The sequence below is a fragment of the Faecalibacterium sp. Marseille-Q4164 genome (genome assembly GCF_017377545.1).
GTDB classification, from domain to species: domain Bacteria; phylum Bacillota; class Clostridia; order Oscillospirales; family Ruminococcaceae; genus Faecalibacterium; species Faecalibacterium duncaniae.
This window is the reverse complement of record NZ_JAFREJ010000002.1, coordinates 70,974-86,302: the sequence shown is the minus strand read 5'-3', so window position 1 is coordinate 86,302 and position 15,329 is coordinate 70,974. Positions and strand designations below refer to the sequence as shown.

Here is a 15,329-nt window from a genome sequence, read left to right as displayed (position 1 = left end):
ACACCACAATGAAAGTCGTTACTTTTGGCGAACTGATGGTCCGTCTGCAGCCGTTCAACTATGAGCGCTTTGTCCAGGCTAACAGCCTGGAGTTCACCTTCGGCGGCGGCGAGGCCAACGTTGCTGTTTCTCTGGCCAACTACGGCCTGGACGCAGCTTTCGTCACTAAGCTGCCCGCACACGCCATCGGTCAGGCCGCTGTCAACAGCCTGCGCCGCTACGGCGTTGACACCAGCATGATCACCCGTGGCGGTGACCGCGTTGGTATCTACTACAACGAGAAGGGCGCTTCTCAGCGTGGTTCTGTCTGCATCTACGACCGTGCCAACAGCGCAATCCAGCTGGCACAGCCTTCCGATTTCGATTGGGAGAAGATCTTCGAGGGCGTGGATTGGTTCCACTTCACCGGCATCACCCCGGCTCTGGGCGAGAATGTTGTCGAGATCTGCCGCGAGGCCTGCAAGGCTGCTAAGGCTCACGGCGTGAAGATCAGCTGCGACCTGAACTACCGCGGCAAGCTGTGGACCCGTGAGCAGGCTCGTGCTGCCATGACCGATCTGTGCCAGTACGTTGATGTCTGCATCTCCAACGAGGAGGACGCAAAGGACGTGTTCGGCATCGAGGCCGAGGCTACCGATATCTACGGCGGCAAGCTGAATGCTGAGGGCTACAAGAGCGTTGCCAAGCAGCTGGCTGACAAGTTCCACTTCGAGAAGGTCGCTATCACCCTGCGTGAGAGCCACAGCGCATTCGACAACGGCTGGAGCGCTATGCTGTACGACGTTGCTTCCAACGAGTACTGCTTCTCCAAGAAGTACGACCTGCACATCATCGACCGCGTTGGCGGCGGTGACTCCTTCGGCGGCGGCCTGATCTACAGCCTGCTGACCGGCAAGAGCACTCAGGAAGCTGTTGAGTTCGCTGTTGCTGCTTCTGCTCTGAAGCACTCCATCGAGGGCGACTACAACATGATGACCGTGTCCGAGGTCGAGAAGCTGGCTGGCGGCGACGGTTCCGGCCGTATCCAGCGCTAAGCAAGCGTTACAGGAGGTCGTCCGCAATGGATATCCGTTATTCCTGCAACCAGAAGGATTTCAAGCGCTACACCACCGAGGAAATGCGGGACGAGATGCTCATCACCGGCCTGTACAAGGCGGATGAAGTTGTTGCCGTTTACAGCCATGTGGACCGCATGGTCACGCTGGGCTGTATGCCGGTGCACGAGACCGTGTCCATCGACAAGGGCATCGACATCTGGGCAAACTTCGGCACCCACTATTTCCTGGAGCGCCGCGAGATCGGTATGTTCAACATCGGCAAGGATTCCACCGGCATCGTGGTGGCTGACGGCGTGAAGTACGAGCTGGGCTACAAGGACTGCCTGTACATCACCCAGGGCACCAAGGAAGTGACCTTTGCTTCCGCCGATCCTGAGCATCCTGCCAAGTTCTATATGGTGTCTGCTCCGGCACACTGCGCTTACGAGACCCGCTTGATCAAGATGGCCGATGCAAACCATCGTCCTCTGGGCAGCGTGGAGACTTGCAACAAGCGCACCATCAATCAGTTCATCCACCCGGACGTGCTGAAGACCTGCCAGCTGAGCATGGGCATGACCGAGCTGGACCCCGGTTCCAACTGGAACACGATGCCCAGCCACACCCATGAGCGGCGGATGGAGATCTACACCTACTTTGAATTGCCCGAAGGGCAGGTGGTGTTCCACATGTGCGGTGAGCCTACCCAGACCCGCCATATCGTGATGCACAACGAGGATGCTGTCATCAGCCCCTCCTGGAGCATCCACAGTGGTGTCGGTACTTCGAACTATACGTTTATCTGGGCTATGGGCGGCGAGAACATGGAGTTTGACGACATGGACAACATCGCTACCACCGACCTGCGCTAAGCACAAACCAGACCCCGCACCGGCGAACCGGCGCGGGGTCTTTCAGTAAAGGAGTTCTACTTATGGATCTTACTGCATTTGATCTGAAGGGCAAGGTTGCCCTGGTCACCGGCGGCGCACATGGCATCGGCTTCTCCATTGCCGAGGGCATGGCAAAGTGCGGCGCTACCGTCTGCTTCAACTGCTCCAACGAGGGCAGCCTGGAAAAGGGACTGGCCGCCTACAAGGCTGCCGGCATCGACGCACACGGCTATGTGGCCGATGTTACCGATGAGGCTGCCGTGAACGCCATGATCGCCCAGATCAAGGCTGATGTGGGCCCCGTGGACATTCTGGTGAACAACGCCGGTCTGATGAAGCGCGTGCCCATGATCGAGATGAGCCACACCGATTTCCTGCGCGTCATTGACGTGCATGTTGGCGGTGCCTTCAACTGCTCCAAGGCTGTTCTGCCCGATATGATCGCCAAACGCGAGGGCAAGATCATCAATATCTGCTCCATGATGAGCGAGCTGGGCCGCGAGACTGTCTCCGCCTACGCTGCCGCCAAGGGCGCACTGAAGATGCTGACCCGCAACATCGCCTCCGAGTACGGCGAGTACAACATCCAGTGCAACGGCATGGGCCCCGGCTACATTGCCACCGCCCAGACCGCTCCCCTGCGCGAGATCCAGCCCGATGGCAGCCGCCATCCCTTCGATACCTTCATCTGCGCCAAGACCCCCGCAGGCCGCTGGGGCACCCCCGAGGACATGGTCGGCCCCTGCGTGTTCCTGGCTTCCCACGCTTCCGACTTTGTCAATGGCCAGATCCTGTACGCTGATGGCGGCATCCTGGCTTACATCGGCAAGCAGCCCAAGTAAGTAAAGTACAGCGAAACAGAAAAGACCCTCTCCGTCATTGCCTCGCAATGCCGCCCCTCCCTTTTGGAGGTGCTGGCGGGCATCAGCAGGACGGAGAGGGTCTTTGTATTACTTTTCACACTTTTGTAAAGGATTTGTTATTGTATTCTTCGACACATCCTTGTATAATAGTTGCTTGTGGGTAGCCTTTCACGAGAGCTGCCCACGAGAAAAGATTTTCGTCACGAACAAGGAGAAATTACACAATGAAACTCAAGAATGTTGCTGTTGTTGCCGCTGCTCTGGCACTGGCTGTTGGTATGACCGCTTGCGGCGGTTCTGCTTCTTCCACCACCGCTTCTTCCGCTGCTTCCTCCGCTGCCGCTTCCTCTGAGGCTGCAAGCTCTGAGGCAGCTTCCAGCGAGGCCGAGGTCGAGTCCGCCGAGTACACTGTCTACAACACCACCGGCGAGAATGTCACCGAGCTGTACCTGTACGCTGCTGGCTCTGAGGACAAGGGCGAGAACCTGGCTGCTGACGGCCTGGCTGACGGCGACAGCGTTGTGCTGACCCTGCCCGAGGACGCTGACAAGAGCGCTGAGTATGTCCTGGAGTTCACCACCGAGGGCGGCGACACCCAGAGCTTCGACACCCTGGGCTATGAGGTTGCTCCCATCTCCCTGCTGAGCGTTGACGCTGCTGCTGGTGCTACCCCCATCAGCTTCACCGCTCCGGAGCAGTAAAAAACACGGTCCTGAGCCTGTAACATAAAAACTCCCCTGCACTCCATTTTACCGGGATGCAGGGGAGTTTTTTGCGTATCAAAGGTTCCGCAGCGGGCAGTGCGTTCGTGCTGACAGAGAGAGTTGTAGCCTGGCCGATAATCAAAAAATCAGTTGATAATTATTTTATTATTTGTGCAGTTTTGCCCTTTCCAACCGGGTTATAATGTGGTAAGATAAAAGCACAAAAAGCAGAGACGCTTAGGAGCTTTCCAAAGCGTCTCTGCTTTTTTTATCCGTTTTTTTCAGGCCTGCGTTTTGTTCAGATAACGATAAATCGTAGGAACTGACACTGAAAGCTGATCTGCGATCTCCGCAACCGCGCCTTTCATCATCAGGATACCGTCTGCATCCAGCTTATGTACTACGCGGATCTTTTCCTGCATGGACATGTGGGCCGGGGCAGTGCCTTCCCTGCTGATGATTTCCGCAATGCGAGAGTGCATCACACTCTCCAGCGGACTGCTCAGATCCTCAGAGGGCGAATCTTCCGGCGGAGCCGAGAGATTGAACCGGTCCAGCAGCGCACGCAGAGCAAGATGCAGCTCCTGTGCAGCAGCAAGTTCCTTGTTGACGCAGAGCATCCCGATGAGCCGTCCCTCGTTCTTGATGAAGTACGTCGAGGACAGGAATTCCCCGCTCTTGGTCTTTCCTTTGTAGTTCAACAGGGATTCAGTATCAGCGTAAGTCCCTTTTTCCTGCAATTCCCGTGCAAGGTCGGTCATGGGGTCACCCAGCTCACGGCCAGAAATTCCGTTTCCAATGGCGATAATAGACTGTTCCGGGTTGGTCACATCATGGATGACGATCTCACACCCCGGTCCGCACACAGCCGCCAGAAACGGAACGAAATCCGTGTAGCACTTCAGCAATTCCTGATCTGTCACATCGTTGTCCTCCTGTTTCTCACCGTAATTATTCTATTATTATTTATTATATAGAATTTTGCGGCAGAGCGCAAGTTAGCAATCTGCACAATTTAGAGTGATAAAATTTTACTCACGATGATAAAAATATTTGTAAAAAAGTATTTACATTTGTGATGTGGTATTGTATAATCGCATCAACAAGTGATAAATAAATTATCACAGTGATTTCTGTATTCTTAAATTCAAAGGAGTTGTTTCTATCATGGCAAAGAATCAGGTATCTACCCCCGCAGCACCCGCAGCCATTGGCCCCTACTCTCAGGGCATCACCGCCACCGGCACAGCCGTCTATGTTTCCGGTCAGCTGCCCATCGACCCCGCTACCGGCGCTTTCCCCGGTGAGGACATCACCAGTCAAACTCGTCAGTCCATTGAGAACATCAAGGCTGTGCTGGCCGCTGCCGGTTACGAGCTGTCCGATGTGGTCAAGACCACCGTCCTACTCAAGGACATCGCCGATTTTGGCGCAATGAACGAAGTCTATGCTTCCTATTTTACCGGTGTGTGCCCTGCCCGCAGCGCTTTCCAGGTGGCGGCACTGCCTAAAGGTGCCCGTGTAGAGATCGAAGCCGTTGCAGTCAAGTAACATTCTGCCCCCTCCCCCTGCCGATTTTCTCACTTTTCCCACAGATCACAACGAGCACCTCAATAAACGGTGCCAAGAAAAGAGAGGTATTTCATTATGGAAGAAAAAGGCAAAAAACTAGGCCTTTGGAACATTATTGGTCTGGGCCTTGGCGGTGCCATCGGCACCGGTGTCTTCGTGCTGCTGGGCTACGGCGTTGCCTACACCGGCCGCTCCATTTCTCTGGTTGTTACCATCGGTTGCTTCTTCATGCTGCTGGCCTACTGGTATAATCTGATCATGCCTTCTATGTTCGTATTGAAGGGCGGTGATTACAGCATGAAGGCCATGCTGTTTAACCCGTTCATGAGCGGTGTCAGTGCCTGGATGATCCTGGTCAATGGTCTGGCAATGTCCAGCTATGCGGTAGCTCTGGCACAGTATTTGGCTATCGCTGTACCAGCCCTGCAAAATCATCAGACACTCGTTGCTTTCATTGCAATCACGCTATTTTTCCTTTCCACCATCAAGGGTTCCCGCTTCATCACCATTCTGGAAAACATCATTACTCTGGTTCTGGTAGCTTCTCTTGCACTGTTTATTATTTTCGGCATTCCCAAGGTTGATTTTGCCAGCACCTTTACCAGCGCTGACGGCGGCTTCTTCCACGGCGGTTTCACTGGTTTCGTCTCCGCCTTGGCCGTGATGGGTTTTGCCTGCCAGGGCACTACGATGGCTCCCGTCTCCATGGCAGCCGTCACCAAGAACCCCAAGCGCACCATTCCTCTGGGCATTATCATCATCACCCTGCTGCTGGCCGTGATCTACGGTGCCATGGGTATCGTTGCCGGTGGTGTTCTCCCCTACGCTGAGACTGCTGGCCAGAACATCAGTGTGACCGCACGGGCCATCTTCCCCAATGCACTGTATGTATTCTTCGTGGTCGGCGGCGGCATCGGTGCCATTGCAAGCTCTGCTCTAGGCGGTCTGGGCATGTTCCGTTATCCCCTGCTGCAAGTGGCCAACGATGGTTGGCTGCCTTCCGTCTTTAAGAAAACCGATAAGAACGGCTACCCCTACGCCATTTATCTGCTGTTCTACGTCATTAGTGTCTTCCCCATCGTCACCGGCCGCAGCCTGGATGCCATCGTCTCTCAGGTGATGATTCCTGCCATGCTCATCAACATCTACATGAACCTGGCCTGCCTGACACTGCCCAAGAAATACCCGGAGCAGTGGGCACAGCGCAGCATCAAGATGCCCCTGTGGTTCTACAACATCTGCTGCGTGCTGGGTGCTTTCTGCGCCGGTGTAGTTGCCTACAACCTGTTCAAGGATCTGACCTTCAACGATGCTGTGTTCGCAGTGGTCATCGTGGTCGTTCTGTGCGCGCTGAGCATCCTGCGCCTGAAGCAGGGCGCTGTCAAGGCTGAAGATCTGGCCGCCAAGAAAGAGGAGATCGTCCGTCAGGCCATTGCAGATACCACTGCTGACGAGGCAAAAGCTGCCTGAGTTTTCTGATGTTTCGATGTTTGTTAGAAAGATTCAATCCCATACACACTGTAAGAAATCGGCATTTGCCGGAAAAGGAGAATTTACTATGAAGTACGATTTCACCTCTATCATGGATCGCCATGGCAAGGACGCAACCGCTATCGATGGTCTGGGCTCGATGCCCGGCTTCACCCCCGACCTGCCCAAGGAAGGCTATGATGCTATTCCCATGTGGGTGGCAGACATGAACTTCCCCACCGTGCCCACCATCCCGGAAGCCATCATCGAGCGTGCAAAGCACCCGGCCTACGGCTACTTCCAGCCCTCCGATGAATACTTCGACTCCATCATCAAGTGGCACGAGACCCGCAACAATGTCAAGGGCCTGACCAAAGAGTGCATCGGCTACGAAAACGGCGTTCTGGGCGGTGTTGTATCTGCACTGACCTGCTATGCCGCCCCCGGTGATGCCGTGCTGCTGCACAGCCCCACCTATATCGGCTTCACTATGTGCATTGAGAACAACGGCTATAAGATCGTTCACAGCCCGCTGGTCAAGGATGAAAACGGTATCTGGCGGATGGACTACGAGGATATGGATACCAAGATCAAGGCAAACCACATCCACATTGCCGTGTTCTGCAGTCCTCACAATCCCTGCGGCCGTGTCTGGGAACGCTGGGAGATCGAGAAGGCCATGGAAGTCTACAAGGCCAACGATTGTATCGTGATCTCTGACGAGATCTGGTCTGATATCATTCTGGAAGGCCACAAGCACATTCCCACCCAGTCTGTCAGCGAAGATGCACGGATGCGCACTGTCGCTGTCTATGCTCCCTCCAAGACCTTCAACCTGGCCGGTCTGGTGGGCAGCTACCATATCATCTATAACCCCACCATCCGTGACCGCGTGGTTGCCAAGAGCAGCAAGCCCCACTATAACGATATGAACGTCCTGTCCATGCACGCCCTGATCGGTGCCTACAAGCCCGAGGGCTACGAGTGGGTCGATGAGCTGCGTGAGACCATTACCGGCAATGTGGATTACGCCTGCGATTACATCACAAAGCACTTTGAGGGTGTAACCGTCTCCAAGCCTCAGGGCACTTACATGCTGTTCGTGGACTGCACCGAATGGTGCGAGAAGCACGGCAAGACCATTCAGGAACTGGAAAAAGCCTGCTGGAACGTGGGCGTTGCGATCCAGGATGGCCGGATGTTCCACGGCCCCTGCTCTATCCGCATGAACCTTGCGCTGCCCCTGTCCCGCGTGAAAGAAGCTTTCGACCGTCTGGACAAGCACGTGTTCAACGGAGAGTGGGTGTGAGTTATGGCTGCTGAAACTGCTGCCCGCCTGACGGTGGGCGAGGTGATGCCCAACTTCACCTATGACACACCTTTTGCAACTGGTCTGACTCTGTCCGACACAGTGCAGAAGACCCCGAAAACAGCTCTGCTCTTCCTGCGCTACTACGGCTGCACCCTCTGCCAGTACGACATCCATCAGCTGGCCGAGAACTACCATCAGATCACCGATGTAGGCGGTCAAGTCATCGTTGTCCTGCAATCCGACCCCGCCGGGCTGGCGCAGGAGCTGCAGCCTGATACCTTCCCCTTCTCCATCCTGTGTGATCCGAAAGCCGCTCTGTATGAACGCTTTGGCATCCAGCCCGCAGCCTCTATGGCCAAGATGGCTGATGCCGGGACGATGTTGAAGATTGCCAAAGCAACTGCCGCAGGCTACAAGCACGGTGCCTACGAGGGCAACGAGCTGCAGCTGCCCGCCTGCTTTGTGGTGGACAAGGAGCGGAAGATCCTCTACGCACACTACGGCAAGAGCGCCGGAGACATCCCCGATGCCCGCACCCTGGCCAGCCTCCTCAAATGACATTTCTCCTTTTTTACCAGCATAACCTCTGAGACCCTCTTCTATCAGCAAGACAAACGCCGCATGGCTTCCTCCCCGGAGCACATGCGGCGTTTGTCTTTTCTGTTATCTCAAAAAGAAAGGAATTTCAAGCTTAGACCTTCTCAATGGTGATGGTCCACTCGCTGGTCATGGCCTCATCGGGCTCCAGCACCTCGTGCTTGCCCTCTTCGTTCACGCTGTTGGCCCAGCCGTTCCAGGGCTCCATGCAGACGAAGTTTTCGGCATCCTGCTGCCACAGCACACCGTTGGTAAAGCTCTCATCGGCATCCACGGTGACCTTGTGGCCGTTGCCCTTATCCGTAAAGGTCATGGGGAACTCCACGCCGGTCATCAGGCGGATGGAGTTGTCAGAACCTTCCTTGCGGGTCAGGGTGATCTTCTCGGGTGCGGCAGGCTGCTCGCCCTTGGCATCCTCGGAGCAGGTGGCGCACCTGATGTCAAAGTCCACATTCTCCAGAGCAGAGGCCACAAAATAGGGATGATAACCAAAGCTGAAGGGCATCGGAACATCGCCCTCATTGATCACAGTCATGCTCAGGGAAGCGGTGTTGCCCTGCAGGTTGTAGTTCATCAGGACAGTGAAATCGAAGGGGTAGAGGAACTTGGTCAGGGGGCTGGACTCCAGGATCAGGGTCACGCCGTCGGGGCCGACGCTCTCCACTTCCCAAGGGCACAGGTCAGCCATGCCGTGGATCTCCATGGGATAGGCCTGGCCGTTGAAGATGTGCACGCCGTTGTCGGGCTTGCCGCAGTTGGGGAACAGCACAGGGATGCCGAAGCGGGGGCGGTTGCACTCGCTGAAATTGGGGCGGCGGGTCCAGATGTACTCGTCGCCGTCCAGGGTAAAGCCGGTGACCATGCCGCCGCGCTCGGGGGTGATGGTCAGGGCAGTTTTTGCCACGGGGTCGGTGATGACATACTGCTCAAAGCATGCGCCGCCCTCGGTGACGTACTGGGTGGTGATCTGGTTCATAAGTTGTACCTCCATATCATTTGATACAAAAAGGCCGCCGTACGCACAAAAAGCACGCACAGCAGCCATTTTTCAATTAAAGAACAACGCCATCCTTGAAGATGGAGATCTCGCGGAAGCCGTGCTTCTCGGCCTTGGTCTGCTCACCGCCTGCAACGCGGATGACCAGATCCAGCAGGTCGCGGGCGGCCTCGTCGATGGTCTTTTCACCGTCCGCGATGACACCGGTGTTGAAGTCGATCCAGCCGGACTTCTTCTCGGCCAGCGGGGTGTTGGTGGAGATCTTCAGGGTGGGGGCCGGGGCAGAGAACGGGGTGCCGCGGCCGGTGGAGAAAAGGATCAGATGAGCGCCTGCGGCGGTCATGGCCGTTGCAGACACCAGATCGTTGCCGGGGCCGTAGAGCATGTTCAGGCCCTTGGTCACCACGGGGTCACCGTAGCCGATGACATCCATGATGGGGGCGGTGCCGCCCTTCTGGACACAGCCGCAGCTCTTGTCCTCCAGGGTGGTGATGCCGCCCTGCTTGTTGCCCGGAGAGGGGTTGTCGTAAACCACCTCGTTGTGGCTGATGAAGTATTCCTTGAAGCCGTTGATCATGTGCTCGGCCTTAACGAATACGTCCTTGTTGATGCAGCGGTCCATCAGGAAGCCCTCGGCACCGAACATCTCGGGCACCTCTGTCAGGACGGTGGAGCCGCCGCGCTGGCCCATCATGTCGGAGAAGCGGCCGATGGTGGGGTTGGCGGTGATGCCGGACAGGCCGTCCGAGCCGCCGCACTTCATGCCGACCACCAGCTCGCTCACAGGGATAGGCTCACGCTTGAACTGACCGGCGTAAGCAGCCAGCTCCTTCAGGATCTCGCGGGCGGCGGTGAACTCATCGTCCACATCCTGGCAGGTCAGGAACTTGACCCGGTCGTGGTCATACTCGCCCAGCTCTTCCACGAACTGGTCGTGCTGCAGGTTTTCGCAGCCCAGATGCAGCACCAGAACAGCGGCGGCATTGGGGTGGCGGACCAGCGCGGCCAGCAGCTTGCGGGTCTGGGCATGGTCGTGGCCGGTCTGGCTGCAGCCAAACGGATGGGTAAAGGTGTACAGGCCCTCAATGGAGCCGGTAACCAGATCCTGGTTGTCGTTCACCATCTTCTTGGCGATGTCGTTGACACAGCCGACCGTGGGAATGATCCAGATCTCGTTGCGGATGGCGGCACGGCCATCCTTGCGGCGGAAGCCCATAAAGGTCTCAGGCTCCACCTTGGGCAGGGGGGCCAGGTCGGGGGCGGGGTGATAGCTGTACTCCACCTCACCGGACAGGTTGGTGTGGACATTGTGGGTGTGCATCCAGGTGCCCGGCTCGGCATCGGCGGTCGCGTGGCCGATGGGGAAACCGTACTTGATGACATTTTCACCGTTCTTGATGGGCTTTACTGCCATCTTGTGGCCCTGAGGGATATCCTCCAGCGCGGTCACGGCAAGGCCGTCCACCTCCACCAGAGTACCCTTGGCAATGGGGTGCAGTGCAACCACCACGTTGTCAATGGGGCTGATATGAATCGCCTGCGGCATAGTTATTCTCCTTAATGACATTTACAAAGCACAAGGAGGCCGCTGCCCAAAGCAGCAGCCCCTTGTTGTGCAGGTGATATTCCAGCTTACAGGCAGCTCTTGTAGGCAGCTTCGGCACCCTGGGTGCGGATCAGCTCCAGATCAGCCAGAACAGCGGCCTCCAGGCCCTCGATCTTGGTCAGATCCTGATCCCACATCTGGGTGTTGGTCAGAACGGCGTGCACCAGCTGAGCGTCGGTGTCGTCCTTGTGTGCATAGTAGAAGTCCAGTGCCCATGCGTCATCCTGGATCTTGTAGGTGTTGCCTGCGGGGCGCTTGCAGATCAGGCCGTCGGCAGTGCGCTCCTGGATATCATTGGAGTAGAAGGCAATGTAAGCGGCCAGAGACATGGTCAGGCACTTGGGCAGCTGCTTCTGCTCCTCGATGTAAGCCAGGAAGGAAGGCATGTTGCGGGCCTTCCACTTGGAGGTGGAGTTCAGGGAGATGCTCATCAGCTCATGGTTGACGAAGGGGTTGTTGAAGCGGTCCTCAACGGCGGAAGCGAACTCTTCCAGATCCTTCTTGTCCAGAGGCAGGGTGGGGATGATCTCCTCATGCAGCATCTTGTTCATAAAGCCGCGGACGGTATCGTTGTGCATGCAGTCACGGACGATGTCGAAGCCAGCCAGATATGCGCCCAGAACGAAACCGGTGTGTGCACCATTCAGGATGCGGACCTTGCGCTTCTTGTAGGGGGTAACATCAGGCACGACCATAACGTTGACACCGGCCTTCTTGAACGGCAGCTTGTCCTCCAGACCTGCAGGGCCCTCGATGACCCACACGCCGAAGACTTCGCCGACATCCAGCGCCTGATCGTGGTAGCCGTTGGCCTCTTCCATGGCAGCCAGCTCCTTGGGGTCACGGATGCGGCCCGGAACGATGCGGTCCACCAGAGTGGAGCAGAAGGTGTTGGCGTTGTTCATCCAGTCGATGAACTCAGCTTCCAGATTCCAGTCCTTGGCGTAGTTGTTGCAGCACTTCTTCAGCTCTTTGCCGTTGTTGTCGATCAGCTCGCAGCTCAGGATGACCAGACCCTTGTCCGCAGCACCGTTGAATGCCTTGTAGCGCTCGTACAGCACGCGGGTCAGCTTTGCGGGGAAGCTGTTGGGAGGAACCTGATCGAACTCACTGTCGCCCTGAGTGTAAGCGATACCGGCCTCGGTGGTGTTGGATACAACCGTTTCCAGATCCTCAGAGCGGGCCAGAGCCAGCACTTCATCCCACTTGCCATCGATGTAGGGGCAGACACAGTCAGACACGCAGGAGATCACGCGCTTTGCATCCACCTTCTGGCCCTTCTCGCTGCCGCGCAGGTACAGGGTGTACAAGCCCTCCTGCTCGTTGATCCAGTCAGCCATCTGGGGGAAGTTGCCGATGGGCTGCACCAGCTTGACCTTGCCGTTGTAGCCAGCCTTCTCGTTGGCGATATCATAGAAATAGTCCACGAATGCGCGCAGGAAGTTCCCCTCGCCAAACTGCATGACCTTGACAGGGGCATCCTTGAGGATGTAGCCGTTGTAGCCGGTCTCAGACAGAACCTTGTAATTCAAAGTTTCCATATCACGTGTTCTCCTTTTAGCTTGCTTTGCTTCTCTCCGGGGCACCCATTTGTGCCCCGCACTCTGTCTCTATTGTATGCTGTTGTATACAAAGAAGTCAAGTGTTTTTTGCCAGATTTTTGGCCCAAAACAGGCTATTTTTATAAATTCCAGCGTTTTTTACAAGGAAAAGTCTGAAAATTTGTCAGTTTTTCAGTTGTATACATTATCGTTTTCCGCTATACTAAAGATAGGCTTAACACGCCCTGCTTGGGCGCTGTTAAAGGTACCCCATAGTGATATATTAGTACATTAGAATGAAAAGGAGTTTTCGACCCATGAAAGCATTTATGGACAAGGAATTCATGCTCCAGTCTCCTGTGGCTCAGCATCTGTATCACACCTACGCTGCTGATATGCCCATCTGCGACTATCACTGCCATATCTCCCCGAAGGAGATCTACGAGAACCGCCGCTTTGAGAACATCGCTCAGGTGTGGCTGGGCGGCCGCCAGCCCGACGGCTCTCTGGCAGGCGACCACTACAAGTGGCGCGTGATGCGTTCCAACGGCGTGCCCGAGGAGTACATCACCGGCACCAAGCCCGACCGTGAGCGTTTCCAGAAGTTTGCCGAGGCTCTGCCCATGTGCGTTGGCAACCCCATGTACCACTGGTGCCACCTGGAGCTGCGCAAGTACTTCGGCTATCAGGGTGTGCTGAACGGCGATACCGCTGAGGAAGTCTGGAACCTGTGCAACGACAAGCTGCAGCACGATGACAGCATGACTGTCCGCGGCCTGATCGAGCAGTCCAATGTTGCTTTCATCGGCACCACCGACGACCCCATCGATGATCTGGCATGGCACAAGAAGATCAAGGAAGATCCGTCCATCAAGTTCACCGTTGCTCCCTCTTTCCGTCCCGACAAGGCCATCAACATCCAGAAGCCCGGCTTCGCGGAGTACATGGGCAAGCTGGCTCAGGCCGTTGGCAAGGAAAAGCTGGAGTGCATCAACTGCGTCACCGACGCTCTGACCCAGCGCATCGAGTTCTTTGCCGAGATGGGCTGCCGTGCATCTGACCACGGCCTGGACTATGTGCCCTACCGTGAAGCCACCAAGGAAGAGGTCAACGCCATCTACCAGAAGGCTATGGCCGGTGAGGCTGTGACCGCTGAAGAGGCTGAGAAGTACCAGACCTACATCCTGATCCACCTGGGCAAGCAGTATCACCGCCTGAACATCGCCATGCAGCTGCACTACAACTGCCTGCGCGGTGTCAACCGTAAGATGAACGCCCTGCTGGGACCCGATACCGGTTTCGACATGATCAACACTGCCAAGTGCGGCGGCGAGATCGCTGCTCTGCTGAGCGCCCTGAACGACACTGATGAGTGCCCCAAGACCATCATCTACAGCCTGAACCCCGCTGACAACGAGCAGATTGGCACCATTCTGGGCTGCTTCCAGAATGATGAGATCCCCGGCAAGATCCAGCACGGCTCCGGCTGGTGGTTCAACGATCAGAAGATCGGCATGGAGAACCAGATGAAGAGCCTGGCAAACCTGGGCCTGCTGGGCAACTTTGTTGGTATGCTGACCGACAGCCGCAGCTTCCTGAGCTACACCCGCCACGACTACTTCCGCCGCATCCTGTGCAACCTGATCGGCCAGTGGGTCGAGGATGGCGAGTATCCCAACGATGAGAAGGCTCTGGAGAAGATCGTCAAGGGCATCTGCTTCGACAACGCAAAGCGTTACTTCGCTCTGTAAGCAGCGTCTCTGCATCCCCTTTCTATAACTTGTAAAAGCGCTCTGCCGGTTTGCCCCGGCAGGGCGCTTTTTTCTTGTGCAGCCGTATTCATAAAAATGTAACTTGCATTCTGTCGTCAAATCGGGTAGGATAACGTTGAATCAAAACCGAAGGGGAACGTGAAGATGCTGAAACGTTTTGTAAAGCGACTGCTCAGCTGCCTGCTGCTGGCGGCGCTGTTTGTATTGGTGGTCATTGGCGGAACACTGGGCGTGCAGGGCTGGCGGCTCTACCGCGCCACAGCAGCGCAAAAGCCCATTGCCGGCCTCTATGATGAGATCAGCTCCCGGCCCGGCTTTGCCAGCTGTGACCAGCTGCCCCAGACCTATATCGACGCAGTCATTTCCGTGGAGGACAGCCGGTTTGAAAAGCACCACGGCATCGACCCGGCGGCCATTGTCCGGGCGCTCTGGGCCGACCTGCGCACCCGCTCTCTGGCCGAGGGCGGCAGCACCCTGACCCAGCAGCTGGCCAAGAACGAGCTGTTCACCCAGGAAAAGCAGATGGCCCGCAAGGCAGCGGAGATGTTTGCCGCCAGGGACATCGAGGATTACTACTCCAAGCAGCAGATCTTTGAGATGTACGCAGGCAGCTGCTACTTCGGCAACCAGTGGTCCGGCGTGGCGCAGGCTGCGCAGGGCTACTTTGGCAAACCCACCCGGGAGCTGACCCGCGCCGAATGTGTGGTGCTGGCCGGCCTGCCCAACGCGCCCTCGGTCTACGCCGCCAACGGGGAGCTGGCCCGCAGACGCGCCCTTGTGGTGGTGGAGCGGATGGAGCGCGCCAAAAAGCTGACCCACACCCAGGCACTGGAGCTCCGGGATGAAGTCAGTGCCCTGCCCCTTTGGTGAGAAAAAACAGAATTTATCCGGGTTTTCCATAAAATAATGCTAACACCGGAGGCGGCTGCCGTGGTATCTTAATAGCAGATCAAACCCGGAGGGAG

Annotated in this window: 14 protein-coding genes; 10 read left to right on the top strand and 4 right to left on the bottom strand. The window is 56.5% G+C overall.

The genetic code is table 11. The features are described 5' to 3' along the window. The first annotated feature begins 8 nt into the window (after positions 1 to 8). The 4 genes from J3352_RS03510 to J3352_RS03495 all read left to right on the top strand — a co-directional run bounded on the left by J3352_RS03510 (position 9) and on the right by J3352_RS03495 (position 3,494). Positions 9 to 1,034, top strand: coding sequence for a sugar kinase (locus J3352_RS03510; RefSeq protein ID WP_005931436.1), 1,026 nt, complete (start codon positions 9 to 11; stop codon positions 1,032 to 1,034). Positions 1,035 to 1,060: 26 nt separating this feature from the next. Beyond that, the gene (gene kduI, locus J3352_RS03505; protein ID WP_005931438.1) at positions 1,061 to 1,909 is read left to right on the top strand and encodes a 5-dehydro-4-deoxy-D-glucuronate isomerase; all 849 of its coding nucleotides are present in this window, start codon (positions 1,061 to 1,063) and stop codon (positions 1,907 to 1,909) included. Positions 1,910 to 1,971: 62 nt separating this feature from the next. Then, a complete protein-coding gene (locus J3352_RS03500; RefSeq protein WP_117504564.1) occupies positions 1,972 to 2,772 on the top strand; it encodes a gluconate 5-dehydrogenase in 801 nt (266 codons plus the stop codon). Between the two features lie 245 nt (positions 2,773 to 3,017). Next, positions 3,018 to 3,494 (top strand): cytochrome C, encoded by a 477-nt coding sequence (locus J3352_RS03495; protein ID WP_156065611.1) that lies wholly within the window; start codon positions 3,018 to 3,020, stop codon positions 3,492 to 3,494. A gap of 284 nt (positions 3,495 to 3,778) precedes the next feature. On the opposite strand, the gene J3352_RS03490 is transcribed toward J3352_RS03495, so the two are convergent. Beyond that, a complete protein-coding gene (locus J3352_RS03490) occupies positions 3,779 to 4,420 on the bottom strand; it encodes a transcriptional regulator (protein ID WP_156060600.1) in 642 nt (213 codons plus the stop codon). 244 nt (positions 4,421 to 4,664) lie between these two features. On the opposite strand from J3352_RS03490, the gene J3352_RS03485 reads away from it, so the two are divergent. The 4 genes from J3352_RS03485 to J3352_RS03470 all read left to right on the top strand — a co-directional run bounded on the left by J3352_RS03485 (position 4,665) and on the right by J3352_RS03470 (position 8,409). Next, positions 4,665 to 5,048, top strand: coding sequence for a RidA family protein (locus tag J3352_RS03485; protein ID WP_156060598.1), 384 nt, complete (start codon positions 4,665 to 4,667; stop codon positions 5,046 to 5,048). A gap of 96 nt (positions 5,049 to 5,144) precedes the next feature. Beyond that, positions 5,145 to 6,539, top strand: a complete 1,395-nt coding sequence (locus J3352_RS03480; protein ID WP_005931457.1) for an APC family permease — start codon at positions 5,145 to 5,147, stop codon at positions 6,537 to 6,539. 88 nt (positions 6,540 to 6,627) lie between these two features. Beyond that, the gene (locus J3352_RS03475; protein ID WP_156060596.1) at positions 6,628 to 7,848 is read left to right on the top strand and encodes a MalY/PatB family protein; all 1,221 of its coding nucleotides are present in this window, start codon (positions 6,628 to 6,630) and stop codon (positions 7,846 to 7,848) included. 3 nt (positions 7,849 to 7,851) lie between these two features. Next, positions 7,852 to 8,409 carry an AhpC/TSA family protein gene (locus J3352_RS03470; protein WP_156060594.1) on the top strand — a complete coding sequence of 186 codons (558 nt, stop codon included), beginning with the start codon at positions 7,852 to 7,854 and terminating at the stop codon, positions 8,407 to 8,409. A 133-nt stretch (positions 8,410 to 8,542) separates the two neighbouring features. Here J3352_RS03470 and J3352_RS03465 read toward each other — a convergent pair whose 3' ends face one another. The 3 genes from J3352_RS03465 to J3352_RS03455 all read right to left on the bottom strand — a co-directional run bounded on the left by J3352_RS03465 (position 8,543) and on the right by J3352_RS03455 (position 12,592). Further along, positions 8,543 to 9,424: an aldose epimerase gene (locus tag J3352_RS03465; protein ID WP_156065613.1), complete on the bottom strand. Its 882-nt coding sequence runs from the start codon at positions 9,422 to 9,424 to the stop codon at positions 8,543 to 8,545. 76 nt (positions 9,425 to 9,500) lie between these two features. Continuing rightward, positions 9,501 to 10,991 carry a UxaA family hydrolase gene (locus J3352_RS03460; protein WP_156065615.1) on the bottom strand — a complete coding sequence of 497 codons (1,491 nt, stop codon included), beginning with the start codon at positions 10,989 to 10,991 and terminating at the stop codon, positions 9,501 to 9,503. 86 nt (positions 10,992 to 11,077) lie between these two features. Next, a complete protein-coding gene (locus tag J3352_RS03455) occupies positions 11,078 to 12,592 on the bottom strand; it encodes a tagaturonate reductase (RefSeq protein WP_156065617.1) in 1,515 nt (504 codons plus the stop codon). Between the two features lie 317 nt (positions 12,593 to 12,909). Here J3352_RS03455 and uxaC point away from each other — a divergent pair, with 317 nt between their 5' ends. Then, positions 12,910 to 14,343 carry a glucuronate isomerase gene (gene uxaC, locus J3352_RS03450; protein WP_005931478.1) on the top strand — a complete coding sequence of 478 codons (1,434 nt, stop codon included), beginning with the start codon at positions 12,910 to 12,912 and terminating at the stop codon, positions 14,341 to 14,343. Between the two features lie 165 nt (positions 14,344 to 14,508). Further along, a complete protein-coding gene (locus J3352_RS03445) occupies positions 14,509 to 15,234 on the top strand; it encodes a biosynthetic peptidoglycan transglycosylase (RefSeq protein WP_005931481.1) in 726 nt (241 codons plus the stop codon). The last annotated feature ends 95 nt before the right edge of the window (positions 15,235 to 15,329 follow it).

Coding starts and splice junctions, on each gene's coding strand:
- J3352_RS03510 (WP_005931436.1), top strand. CDS start 9: ATGAAAGTCGTTACTTTTGGCGAACTGATGGTCCGTCTGCAGCCGTTC.
- kduI (WP_005931438.1), top strand. CDS start 1,061: ATGGATATCCGTTATTCCTGCAACCAGAAGGATTTCAAGCGCTACACC.
- J3352_RS03500 (WP_117504564.1), top strand. CDS start 1,972: ATGGATCTTACTGCATTTGATCTGAAGGGCAAGGTTGCCCTGGTCACC.
- J3352_RS03495 (WP_156065611.1), top strand. CDS start 3,018: ATGAAACTCAAGAATGTTGCTGTTGTTGCCGCTGCTCTGGCACTGGCT.
- J3352_RS03485 (WP_156060598.1), top strand. CDS start 4,665: ATGGCAAAGAATCAGGTATCTACCCCCGCAGCACCCGCAGCCATTGGC.
- J3352_RS03480 (WP_005931457.1), top strand. CDS start 5,145: ATGGAAGAAAAAGGCAAAAAACTAGGCCTTTGGAACATTATTGGTCTG.
- J3352_RS03475 (WP_156060596.1), top strand. CDS start 6,628: ATGAAGTACGATTTCACCTCTATCATGGATCGCCATGGCAAGGACGCA.
- J3352_RS03470 (WP_156060594.1), top strand. CDS start 7,852: ATGGCTGCTGAAACTGCTGCCCGCCTGACGGTGGGCGAGGTGATGCCC.
- J3352_RS03465 (WP_156065613.1), bottom strand. CDS start 9,424: ATGAACCAGATCACCACCCAGTACGTCACCGAGGGCGGCGCATGCTTT.
- J3352_RS03460 (WP_156065615.1), bottom strand. CDS start 10,991: ATGCCGCAGGCGATTCATATCAGCCCCATTGACAACGTGGTGGTTGCA.
- J3352_RS03455 (WP_156065617.1), bottom strand. CDS start 12,592: ATGGAAACTTTGAATTACAAGGTTCTGTCTGAGACCGGCTACAACGGC.
- uxaC (WP_005931478.1), top strand. CDS start 12,910: ATGAAAGCATTTATGGACAAGGAATTCATGCTCCAGTCTCCTGTGGCT.
- J3352_RS03445 (WP_005931481.1), top strand. CDS start 14,509: ATGCTGAAACGTTTTGTAAAGCGACTGCTCAGCTGCCTGCTGCTGGCG.